Here is a 20,393-nt window from a genome sequence, read left to right on the forward strand (position 1 = left end):
TGAGCTCCGGCCAGTGAGACCCAGCCGGTGAGCCCTGACGAGGGCTCACCGGCTGTCGCCGTCTCAGCCGGCGGCGTCGATCCGTACCAGCGTCTTGCCGATGTTGTCGCCGCGCATCAGCCCGGCCAGCGCCACCGGCGCCCGCTCCAGGCCCTCGATGACCGTCTCCCGGTAGCGGAGGCGGCCCTCCCGGATCCATGCCCCCACCTCCCGCGTCATCTCGGGCAGCAGGTGGGCGTTGCTGCTGGCGCGGAAGCCGCGGATCGTCAGGTCGTTGGTCACCGCCAGCATGAGGTTGGACGGCCCTGGCGGCTGCTCAGGGGCGTCGTACTCGGAGATCATGCCGCAGATCGCCACGCGGCCCCCCTTGCGCAGCGCGCCGAGCGCGGCCTGCAGGTGGTCGCCGCCCACGTTGTCGAAGTAGACGTCGATGCCGTCGGGTGCCGCCTCGCGCAGCGACTCCGGGATGGAGCCGGCCCGGTAGTCGAACGCGGCGTCCAGGCCCAGCTCGTCCAGGAGGTAGCGCACCTTCTCGGCGGAGCCTGCGCTGCCGATGACGCGGTGCCCGCGGATCTTCGCCATCTGCGCCACGAGGCCGCCGACGCAGCCCGCCGCCGCAGAGACCCACACGACGTCACCCTCCCGCAGGGCGGCGATGTGGAAGAGCCCGGCGTACGCGGTGAGCCCGTTGGCGCCCAGCACACCGAGGTAGGCCTGCGCGGGCACGCCCTCGACGTCGAGCCTGGTGAGCGTGCCCACGCCGCCCAGAGCCTGGCCGCCCGCCTCGACGAGCGAGTAGTCGCGCCACCCGGAGGCGTGCCAGACGGTGTCACCCGGTGCGAACCCGTCGACGCGCGACGCGATGACCTCGCCGACCGTCATGATGCCGTCCATCGGCGCGCCGAGCGGGAAGGCCGGGAAGTAGCCCGGCGGCGACTTCTCCCTGAGTCGCAGCCGCAGTGCGGCGTCGGCGGAGGTCCACGTGTTGCGGACGAGCACCTCGCCCGGCCGCGGATCCCGCACGGGGACCTCGACGACGCGGAAGTCCGACGGACGGACCTCGCCGCGCGGGTACGCGACCGGCTGAACCTCACGGCCGATCATGGCCGCACGCCTTCGCGTGCCGCCCCGGCTGGCGGCAACTCGGTGGTCCCGCCGCACCTCTGGCCAGAGTTTTTCATGAACTGAATTCGTATCATGCAGTGTTCGGCCCGTCCACCTCTGGTGGTCCGAGTGTGGAGGTAGCTACGGGGCCGCTCTCGGGTGTCGCGGTGCACGTGGCGAGCAAGGCATACGTGCGACCAAAGTTCCAGAATTGAAGTAGGTTTGATTTGCGTATGGACTTCGGATAGCTTCACGGCCGTGAAGGCAACGCCATGGAAGACCAGCGCTACGATCGTCGGCCTCGGGATCACCGAGATGGGCAAGATCTACGGCCGGAGCGCCGCCGACTTCGCCGCCGAGGCGATCGCGCTCGCGCTCGCCGACGCAGGTCTGGACAAGACCGACATCGACGGCCTGCTGGTCAACGGCAACGGCAACGTCGACATGGAGCCGCGCCTGCAGATGACGCTCGGCTTCCAGGACCTCGCGATGCTCAACGTGATGAGCGCGGCGGGTTCGACCTCCGGAGCGATGGTGCAGTACGCCGCGCTCGCCCTCGATGCGGGCATCGTCTCCCACGTGGTGCTCGTCTACGCCGACGCGCCGCTGCGGCAGGACGTGGGCGCCGCCGCGGCCTACGCCCGCCGAGGCGCCTGGAACGGCATGAACGGCCTTCGCGCCGCGTACGGAGAGTTCGGCGGCAATCCGCCGTACGCGCTGGCCGCCCGCAGGCACATGCACGAGTACGGCACGACGAGCCGGCAACTGGGCGCGATCGCCGTCGCGCAGCGCGAGTGGGCGCGGCTGAATCCGCGCGCGCAGATGACCAAGCCGATGACTATCGACGACCACCAGAGCTCCCGGATGGTCGTCGACCCCTTCCACCTGTTCGACTGCTGTCTCGTCTCCAACGGGGCGGTCGCGGTAGTCATGACCACGGCCGACCGCGCGAGGCACCTCCGTCAGCCGCCCGTCCACCTGCTCGCCGCCACGCAGGCCGCGCCCGGAGACAACCAGCGGGCCGGCCGCGATCCGGGGATCGACACGGGCGCCCGGCGGGCCGGTGAGACCGCGTTCGCGATGGCCGGCATCACGCGCGACGACGTCGACGTCCTGCAGCTGTACGACTGCTACACCTACACCGTGCTCGTCACGCTGGAGGACTACGGATTCTGCGCCAAGGGCGAGGGCGGCGCTTTCGTCGAGGACGGCAGGCTCGGCCCCGGCGGCTCCTTGCCCACCAACACCGGCGGCGGGCAGCTGTCCGGTTACTACATGTGGGGCTTCACACCGCTCTCGGAGGCGGTGATCCAGGCGCGGGGCCAGGCGGGCGAGCGGCAGATCGGCAGGAACGACATCGTGCTCGCGAGCGGCAACGGCGGCGTTCTCAACTACCACTCGACGACGATCTGGAGCAAACATGCCGCCTGAAGCCGCCGCACAACGGCCGATACCCGTGCCTGACGAGGCCAGCGCCCCCTTCTTCGAGGGGGCCGCCAGGGGCGAGCTGATGCTCCAGCGCTGTGGCTCGTGCGGAGCTTTCATGTGGCCGGTCAAGCCGCGCTGCGTGGAGTGCTTCTCGGGCGAGGTGCGGTGGGAGCCCGCGAGTGGCCGGGCTTGCCTCTACAGCTTCGTCGTGGTGCACCAGCGCTATCCGGGCTTCGAGGAGCCGTACGTCGTCGCCACCGTGGAAACCCCCGAAGGGGTCCGCTTCAACACCAGCGTCGTCGGCGCCGCTCCCGGCGAGCTGAAGATCGGGATGCCGCTCGAGGTCGTGTTCGAGCCCGTCTCGGCCGACGTCGTCGTGCCGAAGTTCAGGAGGGCAGCATGAGCTACGAGTTCGTACGGTACGAAAAGCGCGGTCGCGTCGCGTACATCACCCTCAACCGCCCCGAGGTGATGAACGCGCTCCACCTGGAGGCGCACCTGGAGCTCAAGGAGATCTGGGAGGACTTCCGCGACGACCCCGAGGTCTGGGTCGCGATCCTGACAGGCGCCGGCGAGCGGGCGTTCTCGGCGGGCAACGATCTCAAGGCGACGGCGCAGCGCACCGCCGCCGGGGGCGAGGTCCAGGGCAACGCGCGACCGCCGTTCGGCCGGATCACGCGCGACTTCGACTGCCCGAAGCCGATGATCGCCGCGGTGAACGGCGCCGCCGTCGGCGGCGGCTTCGAGATGGTCCTCGCCTGCGACATCGTCATCGCGGCCGACCACGCGCGGTTCGGGCTGCCGGAGCCGCGGGTCGGGCTGTTCGCGGGCGCGGGCGGCATCCACCGGCTGGCGCGGCAGGTGCCGTTCAAACACGCGATGGGGCTGCTGATGACCGGCCGCATCATCAAGGCGGAGGAGGCGCACCGGATCGGGGTCGTCAACGAGGTGGTGCCGATCGCGGAGCTGATGGCGACCGCCGAACGCTGGGCCGCCGAGATCCTCCAATGCTCTCCGCTCTCGGTACGGCTGACGAAGGAGGCCGCCTTCGACGGTCTCCTGCACAGCGTCGACGACGCGTTCGAGCGCGATCACACCCGCCGCGAGACCCTCCTGGCATCGGCCGACTATGTCGAGGGCCCCAAGGCGTTCACCGAGAAGAGGAAGCCGCAGTGGACGGGCCAGTAGGGGAGAGCGCGCCCGGCGCCTCGCGTGACGTCTCCGCACGGGATGGTTCCGCGCGGGATGTCTCCGCGCGCCTTCGTGCGCTGCTGTCGCCGAAGAGCGTGGCCCTCGTCGGCGCCTCCGACCGGCTGGGCTGGTCCACCGGCTCGTTCGCCAACTTCGCGCGGCTCGGCTTCGAGGGCTCCCTCCACCTGGTCAACCGCAACGGCGGTGAGGTGCACGGCCGCCCATCCGTCACGAGCTGTACCGAGATCGGCGAGCCCGTCGACCTGGCTCTCATGCTCGTCGGCGCGAACGCGCTGCCGGTGGCGTTGGCCGACGCCGCGGCGGCCGGCATCCGTTCGGTGGTCGTGCTCGCCGCAGGATTCGGTGAGACGGGCCACGAGGGCGTACGCGCCCAGCAGGAGTTGGCCGAGCGCTGCCGCGAGCTCGGCCTCATGTGTGTCGGCCCCAACTGCCTCGGGTTCGTCAACGTCGTGGACCGGGCGCCCGCCTGGTCGGGGCCGATGCCTTCAGTGGCTCCCGGCGGCGTCGCGGTGGTGTCCCAGAGCGGAGCGACGGCCTACACGATCGCGTCGTTCGCCGCCACGCAGAACATCGGGCTCAGCCACGTGATCTCGACCGGCAACGAGGCCATGGTCGACACGGTCGACATGGCCGCGGCCGTGCTCGAGGACGACCGCGTGCGCTCGGTGGCCATGTTCATGGAGTCGATCCGCGACGTCGGGAGCCTCCGGCGCTTGGCCGCGCGGGCGGCAGAGCTCCGCAAGCCGATCGTGGTGATGAAGGTCGGCACGAGCGCCCTCGCCGCCGAGATCGCGCTCACCCACACGGGCGCGCTGGTCGGTGACGACCGGCTCGTGGACGCCGCGCTGCGGCAGTTCGGCGTCGTCCGCGTGGGGTCGCTGGAGCAGCTGGCGATCACGGCGGGGCTGCTCGCGCGTACCGGACCGCTGGCGCCCGGCGGGCTCGGCGTCGTGTCGATCTCCGGGGGCGCCTGCGACATCATCGCCGACCGGGCCGAAATCGTCGGGGTGCCGCTGGAGCCGCTCGCCGAGGAGACGCAGGAGCGCCTGTCGCGGTTGCTCCCTTCCTACGGCGCACTGCGCAATCCGCTCGACATCACGGGCGCCGCGTCCGAGAACCCCCAGCTCTTCGCCGATGCCCTCGCCGTGTTCGCCGACGATCCCTCCGTGGCGCTGCTCGCCGCCGTCTACGTCCTGCCGACGGAGCAGCGCTCCGAACGCATCAGGCACAAGGTCGAGATGATCGCGAAGGGGCTGCGCGCCGCCGGAGGCCGTGGCGTCCTCATGGACCAGACCTTCGACACGATCAGCCCGCACACCGCGGCCGAGCTGGAGCGGATGGGGGTCCCCCACGCCCTCACCGGTCTGCGCGACTCCATCGACGCGATCGGCGCGGCCATGCGCTGGTCGGCCTGGCTACGCCGACGACGCATGGCGACGCAAGCCGAGACCGGCCCGCAGGCCGACGGCCATGACGGCCCGTCACGAGAGGAAATCGGCGGCACGTGGCCATCGGCAGTGGCCGGCCCGTGGCCGGAGACAGAGGACGGCCCGCCCCCGCAGGCGGGCGATGGCCCGTGGTCGGAGGCGCGGGGGCTCGGGCTGCTCGCCGAGCACGGGATCCCCGTCGTCCCGTGGCGGGCGGCGGCCACCCGGGAGGAGGCCGTCGCGGCGGCCCGCGAGCTCGGGTATCCCGTCGTGCTCAAGGTCGTGTCGCCACAGATCCTGCACAAGAGCGACATCGGCGGCGTCGCCCTAGGTCTGCGCACGGACGCGGAGGTGGGCCAGGCGTTCGACCGGGTGACCGCCGCGGGCGCGCGCGTGGCCGGCGCGCACGTCGAAGGGGCTCTGGTCGCGCCGATGCGCGCCGGCGGGCTGGAGCTGATCGTCGGACTGGTCCGCGACGCGCACTGGGGGCCGACGCTGGCGGTCGGGTTCGGTGGCGTGTGGGTGCACGTCGCCGACGACACCAGCCTGCGGCTGCTGCCGGTGGACGAGAGCGACGTACGTGACATGCTGGGCGAGCTTCGTGGCAAGGCGCTGCTCGAAGGCGTTCGCGGGTCCGCGCCCGTCGACCTCGACGGGCTGGTGCGGGTGATCGTCGACTTCGCCCGGATGGCCGGACGGCTCGGGCCCCGGCTGGCGTCGATCGAGATCAACCCGCTCAGGGTCGACGGCGCCGAGATCGAGGCGCTCGACGCCGCCGTCCTCTGGCTATGAGAGACGGCCTACTGGTCGAAGACGAGCACGGGCTTGATCGTTTCGCCGGACTCGGCGTCGCGCACGGCCTGTTCGAAGTCCTCGAAGGGGTACGTACGGATGAGCTTCTCCACGGGGAGCAGGCCGCGCGCGTGCAGGTCCAGGAGCTTGGGGACGAACTCGTGCGGGTCGGCGTCACCCTCGATGCTCCGGCGCAGGGACCTGCCGCCGGAGAGCCGTTCCATGCCGAACGTGAACGGCGGCGTGTCGACGCCGAGCGCGACGCACGTGCCCCGCGTCGCGAGACAGTCGAGCGCCTGGAACAGGACGTCGACGATCGCGGTCGTCTCGATCGAACCCGTCGCCCCGCCGCCGGTGTGGTCGCGAACGGCCTCGACCACGTTCTCGGCCTTCGGATCGATCGTGGTGGAGGCGCCCAGCTCGACCGCCAGCCGACGGCGGCTCTCCACCGGGTCCACCACGATCGTCGAGACGCCGAGCGCCCGCGCCGCCATGACCGCCGAAAGCCCCACCCCTCCGGCTCCGAACACGACGAGCGAGGAGCGCTCGTCGAGGTCGAGCACGTTCATGACGGTGCCCGCCCCCGTCTGCACGCCGCACCCGAACGGCGCGACCACGCTGGGGTCGACGTCCGGGCCAATCACCACCGCATTGTCCTCGTAGGCGAGCGCGTACGTGGCGAAGCTCGACTGTCCGAAGAAGGAGCCGTACACGGCCCGGCCGCCTGCCCGCAGGGTCGTCGAGCCGTCCGGCCGGACCCCGCTCGCGTTCAGCGCGCCGAACCGGCGGCAGTAGTACGGATGGCCGGCGGCGCATTCGGGACACGCGCGGCAGCTCCGGTAGCTCAGCACCACGGTGTCACCCGGCCGGACCCTCGTGACGCCGCAGCCGACCCGCTCGACGATGCCGGCGCCCTCGTGCCCGAAAACCACGGGAGAGCGTTTCTCGTTGCCCGGGATGCGCGGCCAGACCCGTCGCATGCTCAGGTCGGTGTGGCAGACGCCACAGGCGGCCAGCCTTACCAGGATCTCGTCCGCCCGAGGCTCGTCCAGCTCGACGTCCTCGACGGTGAAGCCGAGCTCGCCGGCGTGCGCGATGATGGCTCTGGCGTCGATCACGGCCTCCTGATGACGGGACGAAACCCTAAAAGCCTGCCGATTTTTAGGACATTGTATTAGGAGTCGTACATCGGTGCCGAGCAGGTCGTACGTGATTTTCTTTACGTGGACTGCGAGTGGGTCGAGCCGGAGAAGGGCCGTACCACTGATGTGATCTGTCCCTTCACCGAAGAGCTGATCGGCCGCGCGGCGCTCGCCGGGCCCTCCGACGTCGATCGCGCGGTACGCGTCGCGCGCGCCGCGTTCGACCACGGCCCGTGGCGGCACACCACGCCCCCCGAGTTCCTCGTCCGCGAACGCCCGCGTCGCCAAGCGTGACCTCCCGCTGGCCCCAACAGATCCACAGGTCGGGAGCCTACGAGCCGGAGGTGAGGCCTGCTGATCCGTTACGCCTCACGCCGCCGCACCGCTTCACTCGCGCCTTCACCTGCACCTGCACCTTCACCCGCACCCGACGATCACATCCGCCCCGTGCCCCCGGCCGCCGCCTCAGTCAGGGAAGGGTGAAAACCCGTGCCCAGCCCGCTCTACCTGGCCGCCGCCGTGGCCGTCAGCGCCGCCGTCACCTGGGGTCTGCGCGCCGTGCCTTTCGCCGTCCTGACCCCGCTGCGCCGCTCGGCCGTCCTGCGCTACCTCGCCTGCCAGCTGCCCACCGGCATCATGCTGATCCTCACCTTGTACACCCTGCGCACCGTCCACCCCACCTGGTCGGCCATCGTGTCCGCCGCCTTGGCCCTGGCCGTCGCGATCGGGCTGCACCTGAAAACCCGCAACGCCGTGATCAGCGTCCTGGGCGCGACCGCCTTGCACGTGGTGCTGTCGACCCTGTGGCAGACCTGACGGACTGCCCCAGTCGGAAATCACCCCACATAACACCCCTATAGTTACTTTCGGTAGTCACAGGGTTGTCCTGGAAAGCAGGAGGTCCGTCATGTTCGCAGCCTGGTACGACCGGCAGGGCCCGGCCGCCGAGGTGCTCCAGGCGGGCGAGCTCCCCGATCCGCAGCCCGGACCAGGCGAGGTCCGCGTGCGGGTCCACGTCTCTGGCGTCAATCCCGGCGACACCAAGAAGCGCCGCGGCTGGCTCGGCTCCTCGATGCCCTTCCCGCGGGTGATCCCGCACAGCGACGCGGCCGGCGTCGTCGACGCCGTCGGCGACGGAGTGGACCACCGCCGCGTCGGGCAGCGAGTGTGGACCTACGGCGCGCAGTCCTACCGGCCTTCCGGAACCGCCGCCCAGTACACCGTCGTTCCCGCGCACCTGGCCGTGCCCCTGCCCGGTCACCTCGGCGACGACCTCGGCGCCTGCCTGGGCATCCCCGGGATCACCGCACACCGCGCGGTCTTCGGCGACGGCCCCGTCGACGGCGAGACCGTACTCGTGCACGGCGTGCTCGGCGGCGTCGGCTCGATGGCCGCCCAGCTCGCGGCCTGGGGCGGAGCAACCGTGATCGGGACCGTGACCCGCGGGAGCGACCTGGAGCGCGTCGACCCCGCCGTGATCTCCCACGCCATCGCCCTCGATCAGCACAACCCGGCCGCGGCGATCCGCGAGCACGCGCCGGACGGCGTGGACCGCGTCATCGAGGTCGCCCTGTCGGAGAACGCCGACCTCGACGCCGCGATCGTCGCCAACGACGCGGTCATCGCCGCCTACGCCACCCACGCCGACAGCACCCGGCTGCCGTTCTGGCCGATGCTGTTCGCCAACGTCACCCTGCGCCTGCTCGGCAGCGACGACTTCCCCGTCCAGGCGAAGCGGCAGGCCGCCCGCGACCTCACCGCGGCGGCGGCCGTCGGCGCGCTGAAGGTCGACGTCGGTCACCGCTACCCGCTGCGGGAAATCGCCAAGGCCCACGACCACGTCGACGCCGGCGGCCGCGGTCGCGTGTTGGTCGCCATTCCCCAATGACCGCCGGCTGCCGACCGGGGTGGCCCTGGTGATCGCGCCGGGAACGGCAACGCCGACCGCTTTTCTGCACGGGCATCACGGCACTTGATCATTTCGGTGGTGGCTCGCTAGGGTTGGGCGCCTTTGTCGGATCCTGCCCGAGGGTGTTCCCGTGCGCCGCTACCGTTTCGGCAGAATCGCCATGCTGTTCGCCGCCATCTAAAGGTCACCACCTACCGCAGACCCCCGAAGCGGCGTTGACGAAAGACCAGCCCTTGTTCCGGCTGAGCGGAGACCTCAGCCGCCGGTCCCGTCGCGGCCCACCATCCAGCCTGCCCGAATGGTGTCGGCGAGGCGGCGTGCCGAGGCCGGATCCGCATCATCGGACGGTCACCGGCGTTCTTGCCATCGCCGCACACCACCACGCCGGCGGGCCCGGCCCGGCAGGATCGTCCATCAGAAAATCGCTTTCGAATCCGGGTTGGACCAGGACGTCAGACATCCTCATTCGCCCAGGTGTGAAGCACGTTTCGCGGACGAACGATCAGACTGGCTCACATTCCCGGCGGAAACCAGGCTTGAAGGTTCTGGGGGTTGATCGGCACTGAGATATGTTCGTGCGTGATCAACCACTTGTCATTCGACCGTCGGCAGCAAACGGTCGATCGTATCCATATCGCGGTCTGGAGTCCGTTCTTGCGGGTTCCGCTGTCCAGGTGAAGCATGTGCGCGAACGCGACGTCCGCGCTCGTCACAACGGTGAGGTCGTGCGTTTCCAGGCCGATGGGGCCATCGTATTCATCAAACCACCGCACGAAGTTGCCGCGGACGTCATCGGCTCCCGCGAACTGGAGAGGGGGCACGACATCGTAATAAACGATGTCGGAAGAATAATGTGACATGAGTCGATCGATGTCCTTTTTCTGGCAGGCATCGACTCGACTGTCCAAGAACGCCCTGACCTCGGAATCGTTCGTAGTCATCGCATTCTCCGTTCAAGAATTATGACCGGCTCGCCTGGCGACGGTCCTTGTGGTTTCAGTAATCCGACGACGCGGCCCACGGGAATGTGACCGGCCACGTCGGTGTTCAGGCGGCGCGGCCGGCTTTGAGCGCGGCCGCGGTGTCGACGACGCGGCGGGCCTGGTGACGGGCCGCCTGCAAGATCACCTCGCTGGGTGGGCCGTCGCCGGCCACGTGGGAGGTGCCGTAGGGATTTCCTGACTGGAACTGGATGGGGTCGGTGTAGCCGGGGGGCACGATGATGCCGCCCCAGTGGTAGAAGGTGTTTCCCAGTGCCAGGAGGGTGGATTCCTGTCCGCCGTGGGCGGTGTTGGAGGCGGTGAAAGCCGAGTACACCTTGTCCGCGAGCTTGCCTTGGAACCACAGGGGACCGGTGGTGTCGATGAACTGCCTGAGCTGGTTGGCCGGGTTGCCGAAGCGGGAGGGAGTGCCGAAGAGCACCGCGTCGGCCCACTCCAGGTCGTCGTGGCCGGCCTCGGTGGCGTCGGCGGTGTCCTGGAGGTGTTGGGCCCAGGCCGGATTGGTGCTGATCGCCTCAGGTGGGGCCGTCTCGGCGACCTTGCGCAGTCGCACGTGTGCGCCGGCCTTCTCCGCGCCCTCGGCGAGGGCTTGCGCCAAGGCGTGCACGGTGCCTGTCGCGCTGTAGTAAATGATCGCGACCTTCACGGGTTCCATGATCGGTTTCCTTCCTTCGCGTTCGGTTCATCGGTACGACGACACAGCCCCGCACAATGTGAGGCGACGCGCCGACCAGCTCGAAGATCGATGAGTGCGGCTGGAGCACTAGTCCCGTGGGGGGAGGGCCCGGGCGAAGAGCGGCCGAAATACGGACCGTGGGTGGATGGCGGGGGCGGCGCGATCTTGAACACTGGGCCAGGCCGTTTCCCCGAAAGAAGGTCTGTCCGTGTTCGAACAGCTCTCCGATCGCACTACGTCGATCGTTTTCATCGTCCTGACGCTCACGATCTCCCTGGCCACCGCCAACATCGCCGGAGGGCTCATCCTCGCCGTATCGCCGTTGCTCGTCGTGATGGCGATGCTGCTCGTCATCACGCGAGAGGGCTATTCCAGAGACGGATGGCGCCGGCTCGGCATGGGGCGGCTCGGTCTGTGGACCTGGCCGCTCGCGGTCGCCGCCACCGTCGGCGTCTGCCTGATCGCCACCGCGGGCGCGGTCGCGCTCGGCTTCGGCCGGTTCTCCGCGCCACAGGGCGACTGGCTGCAGTCAGTGATCGCGATGTCCATCACCGGGCCGATCCTGGCGTTCGCCGAGGAGATCGGCTGGCGGGGCTACCTGCAGCCACGGCTCGCGTTCCTGGGCGAGCGCTCGGCGATGCTCGTCGTCGGGCTGGTCTGGATCGCCTGGCACCTGCCCTACATCCTGCTCACGCCGTACTACCACAGCGACGGGAACCGTAGCCTGGTGCTGCTGCTGTTCGGCGGCTCGGTGATCGCGTTCTCGTTCCTCTTCGGCTACCTGCGCGTCATGTCCGGCAGCGTGTGGCCGGTCGTGCTGGCCCATTTCGCGCACAACGCCACTTTCGCCCTGTTGCTGGAGTACGCGGTCTCGACCGAGCAGCCCGTGGTGGTGCGTGAGTACCTGGCTGGTGACACCGGGTTGTTCGTCCTCGCCGGCACGGCGGCCTGCGTCCTCGCGATCGGGATCAGCCGGTCAGCCGCGAGTCGCCGGTCAGTCCCTGTGTCTGCGCGAGGATGACCGCTTGCACCCGGTCACGTAGCTCGAGCTTGCGCAGCACCGAGCCGAGATGCGTCTTGACGGTCGACTCCGCCAACTGCAGTCGCGCGGCGATCTCCGCGTTGGTGAGTCCCAGGCCGACCGAGGCGAGGATCTCGCGTTCGCGGGTGGTGAGACGCTCCAGCCTGGACGCGGCGGCGGGCGAGTGGCCGGCGGATTCGGTCACCGGCGGCGCGAGGACGAACGAGTCGATCAGGCGACGTACGAGCCTCGGCGCGACGGGCGCCTCCCCGGCGGCGGCGGCCCGGATCGCCGCCAGGAGTTCCGCCGCGCCCGCGTCTTTGAGCAGGTAGCCGGCTGCGCCCGCGCGAAGGGCGGCGATGAGGAGCTCGTCGTCGTCGAACGTCGTCAGCATGACGACGCGTGGCGGGTCGGGCGTGGCCAGCAGCCGCCGGGTGGTTTCCACCCCATCGAGACCTGGCATGCGAACGTCCATCAGGACGACGTCCGCACGGTGCTCGGGCCGCCGCAGGGCGTCGAGGGCCGACTGCCCGTCGCCGGCCGATCCGACGACCCGCAGATCCGGGGTGGCGTCGAGGATCATCGCGAATCCGGTCCGTACCAGCTCCTGGTCGTCCACCAAGAAGATGCGGATCAGGTGCTGGGGAGTCATCACACGGCATCCGATGCCGCAGGTCGCGTGGAAGGCGACAGCGCGGCGACGGGGATCGTGGCGTCGACCACGAATCCGCGGCCCTGGCGTGGACCCGCCTCCAGCACTCCGCCCATGGCGCGCAAGCGCTCTCGCATTCCGTCGAGTCCGTAGCCGCGTAGGGGGGAGTGGTCCGCGGTCGCGTCGGCGTGCCGGACGCCGACGCCGTCGTCCTCGGCTCGAACGATGATCCCTCCTGGTGCCCTCGCCACGACCACGTGCGCGACCCAGATCAGCACGAAGAGGATCCCCAGGAACACAGCGTTCTTGACCACGTTCTCCTGGTACGCGGGCGGGGTGCTCCATCGGAGGCCCGCGAGCACGCTGCCGGCGAGCGCGGCACCGAGGGCGAGCAGGCGGATCTGCACAGAGGCGACATGTGCGGCAACGGTGTAGACGACGATCGCCTGCGCGATGTCGGCCGGCAACGGAATCGGCACCACCATGAGCTGGACGGCGAAGACCGCGGCCGACCAGGCGAGAACCGTGGCCGGGAAGCGTCGCCGTACGGCGAGCGGGAGGATGGCCGCGGTGGCGATGAGAAAGGCGGGCAGCCCGGCAAGAGCACTCGACAGGCCGAAAACCAGCCACATCAAGCCGGCCATCATCAGGTCCAGCAGCCTGGGGTGCTCTCGTGACCACTGGTCGATGCGGGCCGCGAGGAACTTCCGCTGTTTCACGAGTCTCCCGATCCTCCGTGACCGTCCGGCCTGAGCGGCACCCCAGGATAAGGGCTGACCGCGCTTCAGGCGGTTCGGCGACCGGCGACCACGTCGTAGGGACGCGCGTTGACGTAGTCGAATCGATTCGACTGAACGATAGGCGCCTCCTGGTCCGATGGTCAAGAGCCGGAGACGTGCGAGTCGTCAGGCGCGTGGCCGGGCGGGCCCGGTCGTGCTGCGGAGCGAGATCGGCGGGGCGGCCAGGAGATGGCGGTGCGGGGTGCCGGGGTCGGCGATGCGCTGGATGAGCAGCTCGACGGCGCGGGCGCCCATCTCGTCGGCGGGTACGTCGGCGGCGGTGAGCGGGGGGTGCAGGCTCTCGGCCCAGTGCTGGGCGGCGACGCCGGCGATGGAGAAGTCCCCGGGCACGGTCAAGCCCGCTTCGGCCAGCGCCCGGTACATCCCGAAGACCGCCGCCTCGTTGATGGTGGCGACGGCGGTCAACGCCGGGTGCTCGGCGAGGAGCTGCCGGAGGCAGGACTGTCCGGCCTGGGCGTCGTCGGCGCAGCAGACCCGCACACCGTTCAGGCCGCGTTCGGCGACGGCCCGGTCGAAGCCGGTCTGCGCGCGGTGGCCGGGGCCGTATCCGGCGGCGACCAGCTCGGCGCTGCGATTGACCAGCGCCACCTGCCGGTGGCCGAGATCGGCCAGGTGGTGGACGCATTTGGCGATGAGCGTCTCGTAGTCGATGTCCACCCAGGACATGGCCTCCGGGTGGCGGGTACGGCCTATGCCGACGAACGGCAGGCCGCTGCGCAGCAGCCGGACGACCCGGTCGTCCTCCAGCCGGATCTCCATGAGGATGACGCCGTCCACGCGCCGGCCGGTGACGACCCGCTCGAAGGAGCGGTCGTGCTCGCCGCCCGAGGGTGACAGCAGGACGTCCAGGTCGGCGTGGGCGGCGGCGTCGACCACGCTGGCCACGAAGCCGAGCTGCATGTCGGTCAGGCGCTGGCCGGCCGGCGGGATGACCAGGCCGATGGTGCGGGTGCGGCCCTCCTTCAGCGCCCTGGCGGAGGCGTTGGGCCGGTAGCCCAGCTCGTCGATGACCGTCTGGATGCGGCGCTTGGTCTCCTCCGACACCGGGCGCTTGCCGGTGAGCGCGTATGAGACGGTGCTGCGCGACACGCCCGCCCGCTTGGCGATCTCTCCGATGTTCACCCGTGCTCCTCGTCCGATCCGCCGGTCGGCGACCATCGTAGGTCGAATCGGTTCATGAAGTGGTACGCCGCTGCTTCCGTGACGAGGATGTGCCGCCTCGTACATCTCCATTGACTCCTGCGGTGGAGCGGGCCTATGTTCGGTCGAACCGATTCGGCGAATCGATTCGACTTCAATCGGAAACAGCCGTGTAACGCCTGTCAGCGGAGGTCAGCTCAATGAGATCAGCGGCAAGGAGCCGGCGTACGGCCGGTGTAGGTCTGGCGGTACTGGCCGCCACGGGCGGGCTGGTCGCCTGCTCGTCATCGTCCGGCGGCGTCGCCAGCGGTGCTTCGGCGAGCGCGAGCCAGGCCGCCGGGGGCGGGACCTACACGATCTGGGACCCGTACCCGCAGTACGACAAGAGCTCGGAGTGGGTGAAGCTGCTGGACACGTGCGGCACCGACGCCGGGGTGAAGGTGGAGCGCACCGGTTACGACACCAGCGACCTGACGAACAAGGCGCTGCTGGCGGCTCAGCAGGGCAACTCGCCGGACGTGCTGATCGTCGACAATCCAGTGGTCTCCACGCTGGCCGAGGCCGGGGTGCTCACCACCACCGAGGAGAACAAGCTCGACGTCACGGCGATCGCGCCGAACCTGCTGGCGGCCGGCCAGAGCGGCGGCAAGACCTACGGCGTACCGATCGGCGCCAACACCCTTGCTCTGTACTACAACAAGGACGTACTGAAGAAGGCCGGGGTGGACATCGCCTCGGTGAAGGACTGGGCCTCGCTGACGACGGCGCTGACGAAGGTGAAAGCGGCCGGGAAGAAGGGCATCACCTTCTCCGCGATCGGCACCGAGGAGGGCAGCTTCCAGTTCCTGCCCTGGTTCTGGGGCTCCGGCGCGAACCTCACCAAGCTCGACTCGCCCGAGGGCGTCTCGGCCGTGGCGCTGTGGGCCGACTGGCTCAAGAAGGGCTACGCCCCCAACTCCGTCATCAACAACACCCAGACGACCAGCTGGCAGGAGTTCGCCACCGGCGACTTCGCCTTCGCCGAGAACGGCACCTGGCAGCTCGCCAACGCCAAGAAGACCGGCTTCGGCTACGGCATCATTCCGGTTCCCGGCAAGGACGGCGCCACAGCGCCCGCCCCCACCGGCGGCGAGTTCGTCAGCATCCCCGTGCAGTCCGACACCGGCCGCTACACCACCGCCCAGAAGCTGGTGGCCTGCCTGACCAGCGCCGGCAACTCGCTCACCACGACGACCACCCTGTCCTACATCGCGCCCACCGAGGAGGTGCAGGCCAAGCAGATGGCGGCCACGCCCGACCTGCAGGTGTGGGTGGAGGCGGTCAAGGCGGCCAAGGGACGCACCAGCGACGATCTCGGCACCAAGTACCCGAAGATCTCCGAGCCCATGTGGGGCGCGGTGCAGGCGGCGCTGAGCGGGTCCAAGTCTGCCCAGGAGGCCATGGCCGCGGCGCAGTCGGCCGCGGCGAGCGCGATCCAGTAGCAGCATGAGCCGAATCACACAGACGCAGGCGCGTCCTGCCGCCCGCGGCTCCGTACCGGCGACGGGACGGAGCCACCGGGGGGCACGCGCGCGCTCCAGCCAGTGGGCGGCATGGGCGTTTCTCGCCCCGGTCGTGCTCTACCTGCTGGTGTTCTACGCCTACCCGCTCTACCGCAACGTCGAGCTGAGCCTGCGCCACTACACCGTGCGCTCCTTCGTGCAGGGCGACGCCCCGTTCGCCGGATTCGCCAACTACGCCAAAGTGTTCGCCGATGCGACCTTCTGGCCCGCGCTGTGGCACACGGTGGTGTTCACCCTGGTCTCGCTGGCCTTCCAGTTCGCCATCGGGCTCGCGCTGGCGCTGTTCTTCCTGAAGAACTTCCGGCTCTCGGCCACGCTCAGGGGATTGTTCCTGGTGCCGTGGCTGCTGCCGCTGATCGTGTCCGCCTCCACCTGGGCGTGGATGCTCAACAGCGACTCCGGCGTGGTCAACGTGGTGCTGTCGTGGGCCGGGATCGGCCCGGTGAACTGGCTGACCTCGCCGGACTGGTCGCTGTGGTCGGTCATCATCGCCAACATCTGGATCGGCATCCCGTTCAACCTCGTCGTGCTGTACTCCGGGCTGCGGGCGATCTCGCCGGCCATCTACGAGGCCGCCGCGCTGGACGGGGCCAACGGCTGGCAGCGGTTCTGGCGGGTCACCTTCCCGCTGCTGCGTCCCGTGTCGGCGATCACGCTGCTGCTCGGCCTGGTCTACACGCTGAAGGTGTTCGACATCATCTGGATCATGACCAAGGGCGGGCCGAGCGGGGCCTCCACCACGTTCGCCACCTGGTCCTACCGGCTCGGGTTCGGCAACCTCGTGCCCTCGTTCGGGCCCGGAGCCGCCGTCGGCAACCTGCTCATCGTGACGGCGCTGGTCTTCGGGCTGATCTACATCCGCGCGCAGCGCAGGCAGGCTCTGGCATGAGGCACCTCAAGACCGCGATCGGCCTGATGCTCACGGCGGTGATGCTGTTCCCGATCTACTGGATGATCAACGTCTCGTTCACCCGCGACCAGGACATGCGCAAGACCCCGCCGAGCTGGTTCCCGGTCAACGGCACCCTGGACGGTTACCGGGCGGTACTGGACCAGCAGCTGCCCTACCTGGGCGTGAGCCTGGTCGTCGGGCTCGGCACGGTGGCGCTGACCCTGCTGCTCGCGGCGCCGGCGGCGTACTCGCTGGCCAAGCTGCGCCCACGGGGCGGCGGGGCACTCAGTTTCGTGCTGCTCATCGCGCAGATGATCCCCGGGATCATCATGGCGATGGGTTTCTACGCCATCTTCCTCACCACCGGCGTGCTCAACACCGTTCCCGGGCTGATCGTGGCCGACTCCACCCTCGCCGTGCCGTTCGCGGTGCTCATTCTGACCACGTTCATGTCCGGCATCCCCGAGGAACTGCTGCAGGCGGCCCGCACCGACGGCGCCGGCGTGGTACGCACGTTCACCTCGATCGTGCTGCCGGTCAGCCGCAACTCGATCATCACGGTGTCGCTGTTCGCCTTCCTGTGGGCGTGGTCGGACTTCATCTTCGCCTCCACCCTCGACCAGGGCGGCGACCACCAGCCGATCACGCTGGGCATCTACCGCTACATCGGCAACAACAACCAGGAGTGGAACGCCATCATGGCCACCGCCGTGATCGCCTCCATCCCGGCCACCATCCTGCTCGTCGTCGCCCAGCGCTACGTCGCCGCGGGCGTCACCGCCGGCGCCGTCAAAGACTGACCTTCGCAGAAGGGACCCTCACTTCATGACCGTCGCCGCTTCAGGCCCGGTGTTCTCCCTGCGGGAAATCCCGTTCAGCTACCACGGATCCTGGTTCGGGTTCTCGCCCGTGATCGCGGAGAAGACCTATGCCGAGGACGTGCATCTGGTCTCGCACCAGACCGGCATGCACGCGGTTCTGCGGCTGATCCCCGCCGCCGAGAGCGCCATCACCGCCACCCCGCACCAGCTCACCTGGAGCCACGACGACGGCCGGATCGACCTGGTCTACGACAACCCCGACACCGTACGCGTCAAAGGCCGCGGCCTCGGGCTCCGCCTGCTGGCCGCCGATCCCGTACTGACGCCCTTCAGCGGCCCGTACTTCTACCAGGACCCGCGCGACGACTCCTACGTCTTCACCGTCTACCAGACCGGCCGCCGCTACCGGATCACCCTCATCAGCGGGCGGGCCGAACCCCTCGGCGCCCAGGCGCTGGGCACCGCCGAGCGCGGCGTCGTCCTGCCGGACGACGAGGCGTGGGAGATCGCCATCGAGGAGTACGAGACCGCTCGCGCCCCCTACGCGAGCACGGATGCCTTCGACCAGGTGGCCAAGGCGGCGCGAGCCGAGTTCGACGCGTTCGCCGCGGCGGTCGCGCCCTGGCGCGGCGACCGTACACCCGCCGCCGAGTTGGCCGCCTACGTGCTGTGGTCGGCCACCGTGCGCCCCGCCGGGTTCGTCACCCGGCCGGCCGTGCTCATGTCCAAGCACTGGATGGACAAGGTGTGGAGCTGGGACCACTGCTTCAATGCCCTCGCCCTCGCCGATGGCCTGCCCGAGCTGGCCTGGGACCAGTTCCGGCTGCCCTTCGACCACCAGGACGCCGCGGGCGCGCTGCCCGACTCCGTCACCCACTCCGAGATCCTCTACAACTTCGTCAAACCGCCCATCCACGGCTGGGCCCTGCGCCACCTCCCTCCCGCGCCCGATCCGGGCGAGACCTATCGGCTGCTGGAAGGCTGGACCACGTTCTGGCTCGAGGCCCGCCGCGCCCCCGGCCGAGAGCTGCCGCACTACCAGCACGGCAACGACAGCGGCTGGGACAACGCCACCACCTTCGACCACGAGCGGATCGTCGAGACCGCAGACCTGGCCTCCTTCCTCGTGCTACAACTGCGCCAGCTGGCCCGCCTGGCCACCGACCCGGACACGTCCGCCCGATGGACCGAGCAGGCCGACCGGATGCGCGACGCCCTGCTCACCGAGCTGTGGGACGGCGAACGGTTCCTCGCACGGGGAGTGCGCTCCGGACGCACCTGGTCCAGCTCCAGCCTGCTCGACCTCATGCCGATCACGCTGGGGGAGGAGCTGCCGCAACCCGTCCGCGCGGCGCTGGCCGCCCGGATCGAGCGGCACCTGACCGCGTTCGGTCCCGCCACCGAGCTGCCCACCTCTGAGTGCTACCAGGACGACGGCTACTGGCGCGGCCCCATCTGGGCGCCCTCGACCGTCCTGATCGAAGACGGCCTGCGCCGCGCCGGATACCCGGACCTGGCCGACGAGATCAGCGCCCGCTTCCGCTCGCTGTGCGAGAAGTCAGGCTTCGCGGAGAACTTCGACGCCCGCACCGGCGAGGGCCTGCGCGACCGCGCCTACACCTGGACGGCCAGCGCCTACCTCATCCTCTCGGCCGCCCACGAGCGGCGAACGCGTGAGCCGCTGACGGCAGCGCGCACTGTGGCCTGCTGATGTGTCGCGGCGGCCTGGCCGTATAGATCGCCGACCCGCCTGGTGAGCTTCAGAACACCAGCGGCGCCGGGCAGGTCGCCGCACCACAGCCGCTTGGGAAATTCGAGTGCGCCAGGAGTGCGGCCGGGTGTTGCATGAATCAGATGATCGACGAGCCGCTGGAACGACTCCGTGCCGCCGCCCGCCGCACCCGTGAGCTGGCCCTGAACCGGGCGGCCACCGGCCTGGGTCACGAGGACGCCGATGACGACGTCGGCACGATCGGCACGGACGATGCCCTCAGGTTCGACCCGTTCCCTCTGCTCGAAGCCCTCCACCGCAACGGCGTCCAGGCTGTAGTGATCGGGCAGGTCGCCGGCATCATGCACGGATCCACCGAACTGACCGGCGATCTGGACCTGCTCTGGGACGGGGCCCCGGCCCACGCCCCGGCCCTGGCCGCCGCCTTCACCTCCGTCAACGCCCAACTCGCCGACGAAAAGGGCATCCCCCTGGCGCCTCACCCGGATTCCTTTCTCCGCCCCAAAGTGCAGTTCACCTCACCCGGAGCCGGCGGCGACTGCTGCACCCCGGCGCTCCCCTGGGGCACCCTTCACGTCCGAGAGTTCCTCGACCGCGCGATCACCGCAGTCGACCCGGGCGGCCTGGAAGTTCACTACGTCTCCCGAAACGACCTGATCCGGATGCGCCGCGCCATAGGCCGCCCCAAGGACCTCCGCCGAGCCGCCGAACTGGACTCGTCCGCCTCGGACCGCCGAGGTTGACGGCCCACCACCAAGCTTCTGGTCAGAGGGACTTCCGCCGGTCAGGGGCCCGCGATCAAGGGCGCGCGGTGGCTTTGCGGTGGTGAGAGGCGCGGGCTTTGGCGCGGTTCCCGCAGAGGTCCATTGAGCACCAGGTGCGGCGCCGATTGCGGGAGTAGTCGTAGTAGGCCCACCGGCAGCTCGGCTCCCGGCAGGCCTTGAGCCGCGTCCACGTGCCGGCCGCCACGGCCTCGGCGACGACGGCGAGCAGCCCGGCCAGCGCCGCATCCACCGGTACCCGGGTGCGGGCCACCAGCCGGGGCGGAAGGACCGTCGCGTCGAGCATCAGCGGGAAGTCGC

Annotated in this window: 21 protein-coding genes; 13 read left to right on the forward strand and 8 right to left on the reverse strand. The window is 69.8% G+C overall.

The genetic code is table 11. The features are described from left to right. Positions 1–63: 63 nt before the first annotated feature. The gene (locus AB0F17_RS25595; RefSeq protein WP_358027207.1) at positions 64–1,104 is read right to left on the reverse strand and encodes an NADP-dependent oxidoreductase; all 1,041 of its coding nucleotides are present in this window, start codon (positions 1,102–1,104) and stop codon (positions 64–66) included. Between the two features lie 258 nt (positions 1,105–1,362). Between AB0F17_RS25595 and AB0F17_RS25600 the strand changes: the two genes are divergently transcribed. From AB0F17_RS25600 to AB0F17_RS25615, 4 genes are read left to right on the forward strand one after another with little or no spacing between them, the layout of a single operon-like run. Then, positions 1,363–2,535 (forward strand): thiolase family protein, encoded by a 1,173-nt coding sequence (locus tag AB0F17_RS25600; RefSeq protein ID WP_358027210.1) that lies wholly within the window; start codon positions 1,363–1,365, stop codon positions 2,533–2,535. Continuing rightward, on the forward strand, positions 2,525–2,935 hold the full coding sequence (locus AB0F17_RS25605) for an OB-fold domain-containing protein (RefSeq protein WP_358027212.1): 411 nt from the start codon (positions 2,525–2,527) through the stop codon (positions 2,933–2,935). Before AB0F17_RS25600 ends, AB0F17_RS25605 begins: the two co-directional genes overlap by 11 nt. Continuing rightward, positions 2,932–3,720: an enoyl-CoA hydratase-related protein gene (locus AB0F17_RS25610; protein WP_358027215.1), complete on the forward strand. Its 789-nt coding sequence runs from the start codon at positions 2,932–2,934 to the stop codon at positions 3,718–3,720. The genes AB0F17_RS25605 and AB0F17_RS25610 overlap by 4 nt, the downstream gene beginning before the upstream one ends. Further along, positions 3,705–5,963, forward strand: coding sequence for an acetate--CoA ligase family protein (locus AB0F17_RS25615; RefSeq protein WP_358027217.1), 2,259 nt, complete (start codon positions 3,705–3,707; stop codon positions 5,961–5,963). The genes AB0F17_RS25610 and AB0F17_RS25615 overlap by 16 nt, the downstream gene beginning before the upstream one ends. 8 nt (positions 5,964–5,971) lie before the next feature. Here the strand turns inward: AB0F17_RS25615 and AB0F17_RS25620 are convergent, their stop codons facing one another. Then, the gene (locus AB0F17_RS25620) at positions 5,972–7,081 is read right to left on the reverse strand and encodes an NAD(P)-dependent alcohol dehydrogenase (protein WP_358027219.1); all 1,110 of its coding nucleotides are present in this window, start codon (positions 7,079–7,081) and stop codon (positions 5,972–5,974) included. A 105-nt stretch (positions 7,082–7,186) separates the two neighbouring features. On the opposite strand from AB0F17_RS25620, the gene AB0F17_RS25625 reads away from it, so the two are divergent. From AB0F17_RS25625 to AB0F17_RS25635, 3 genes are all read left to right on the forward strand, one after another. Next, positions 7,187–7,399, forward strand: a complete 213-nt coding sequence (locus AB0F17_RS25625) for an aldehyde dehydrogenase family protein (protein WP_358027221.1) — start codon at positions 7,187–7,189, stop codon at positions 7,397–7,399. Between the two features lie 195 nt (positions 7,400–7,594). Then, positions 7,595–7,921, forward strand: coding sequence for an AzlD domain-containing protein (locus AB0F17_RS25630; RefSeq protein ID WP_358027224.1), 327 nt, complete (start codon positions 7,595–7,597; stop codon positions 7,919–7,921). Positions 7,922–8,012: 91 nt separating this feature from the next. Beyond that, positions 8,013–8,993: an NADPH:quinone reductase gene (locus AB0F17_RS25635; RefSeq protein ID WP_358027226.1), complete on the forward strand. Its 981-nt coding sequence runs from the start codon at positions 8,013–8,015 to the stop codon at positions 8,991–8,993. Positions 8,994–9,526: 533 nt separating this feature from the next. Here the strand turns inward: AB0F17_RS25635 and AB0F17_RS25640 are convergent. Both AB0F17_RS25640 and wrbA read right to left on the reverse strand, forming a co-directional pair. Continuing rightward, positions 9,527–9,955, reverse strand: coding sequence for a nuclear transport factor 2 family protein (locus tag AB0F17_RS25640; protein WP_358027228.1), 429 nt, complete (start codon positions 9,953–9,955; stop codon positions 9,527–9,529). A gap of 106 nt (positions 9,956–10,061) precedes the next feature. Further along, positions 10,062–10,670, reverse strand: coding sequence for an NAD(P)H:quinone oxidoreductase (gene wrbA / locus AB0F17_RS25645; RefSeq protein WP_358027231.1), 609 nt, complete (start codon positions 10,668–10,670; stop codon positions 10,062–10,064). A gap of 229 nt (positions 10,671–10,899) precedes the next feature. Here wrbA and AB0F17_RS25650 point away from each other — a divergent pair, with 229 nt between their 5' ends. Beyond that, positions 10,900–11,712 (forward strand): CPBP family intramembrane glutamic endopeptidase, encoded by an 813-nt coding sequence (locus tag AB0F17_RS25650; protein WP_358027233.1) that lies wholly within the window; start codon positions 10,900–10,902, stop codon positions 11,710–11,712. Here the strand turns inward: AB0F17_RS25650 and AB0F17_RS25655 are convergent. The 3 genes from AB0F17_RS25655 to AB0F17_RS25665 form a co-directional block, all read right to left on the reverse strand. Next, entirely contained in the window at positions 11,660–12,364 is a 705-nt protein-coding gene (locus tag AB0F17_RS25655; RefSeq protein ID WP_358027235.1) for a response regulator transcription factor, read from the reverse strand. The genes AB0F17_RS25650 and AB0F17_RS25655 overlap by 53 nt on opposite strands. Then, positions 12,364–13,083 carry a hypothetical protein gene (locus AB0F17_RS25660; RefSeq protein WP_358027238.1) on the reverse strand — a complete coding sequence of 240 codons (720 nt, stop codon included), beginning with the start codon at positions 13,081–13,083 and terminating at the stop codon, positions 12,364–12,366. The genes AB0F17_RS25655 and AB0F17_RS25660 overlap by 1 nt, the downstream gene beginning before the upstream one ends. A 186-nt stretch (positions 13,084–13,269) precedes the next feature. Continuing rightward, positions 13,270–14,286 carry a LacI family DNA-binding transcriptional regulator gene (locus AB0F17_RS25665; protein WP_358027240.1) on the reverse strand — a complete coding sequence of 339 codons (1,017 nt, stop codon included), beginning with the start codon at positions 14,284–14,286 and terminating at the stop codon, positions 13,270–13,272. A 218-nt stretch (positions 14,287–14,504) separates the two neighbouring features. Here AB0F17_RS25665 and AB0F17_RS25670 point away from each other — a divergent pair, with 218 nt between their 5' ends. From AB0F17_RS25670 to AB0F17_RS25690, 5 genes are all read left to right on the forward strand, one after another. Continuing rightward, positions 14,505–15,785: an extracellular solute-binding protein gene (locus AB0F17_RS25670; RefSeq protein WP_358027242.1), complete on the forward strand. Its 1,281-nt coding sequence runs from the start codon at positions 14,505–14,507 to the stop codon at positions 15,783–15,785. 4 nt (positions 15,786–15,789) lie between these two features. Then, the gene (locus AB0F17_RS25675) at positions 15,790–16,755 is read left to right on the forward strand and encodes a sugar ABC transporter permease (RefSeq protein WP_358027245.1); all 966 of its coding nucleotides are present in this window, start codon (positions 15,790–15,792) and stop codon (positions 16,753–16,755) included. Next, the gene (locus AB0F17_RS25680; protein ID WP_358027247.1) at positions 16,752–17,558 is read left to right on the forward strand and encodes a carbohydrate ABC transporter permease; all 807 of its coding nucleotides are present in this window, start codon (positions 16,752–16,754) and stop codon (positions 17,556–17,558) included. Before AB0F17_RS25675 ends, AB0F17_RS25680 begins: the two co-directional genes overlap by 4 nt. A gap of 25 nt (positions 17,559–17,583) precedes the next feature. Next, positions 17,584–19,290: a trehalase family glycosidase gene (locus AB0F17_RS25685; RefSeq protein ID WP_358027250.1), complete on the forward strand. Its 1,707-nt coding sequence runs from the start codon at positions 17,584–17,586 to the stop codon at positions 19,288–19,290. A gap of 134 nt (positions 19,291–19,424) precedes the next feature. Further along, on the forward strand, positions 19,425–20,054 hold the full coding sequence (locus AB0F17_RS25690) for a hypothetical protein (RefSeq protein WP_358027253.1): 630 nt from the start codon (positions 19,425–19,427) through the stop codon (positions 20,052–20,054). 55 nt (positions 20,055–20,109) lie between these two features. Here the strand turns inward: AB0F17_RS25690 and AB0F17_RS25695 are convergent, their stop codons facing one another. Next, on the reverse strand, positions 20,110–20,379 hold the full coding sequence (locus AB0F17_RS25695) for a CGNR zinc finger domain-containing protein (RefSeq protein ID WP_358027256.1): 270 nt from the start codon (positions 20,377–20,379) through the stop codon (positions 20,110–20,112). Between the last annotated feature and the right edge of the window lie 14 nt (positions 20,380–20,393).

This window comes from Nonomuraea sp. NPDC026600, from assembly GCF_040638335.1.
In the GTDB taxonomy this organism is placed as follows: domain Bacteria; phylum Actinomycetota; class Actinomycetes; order Streptosporangiales; family Streptosporangiaceae; genus Nonomuraea.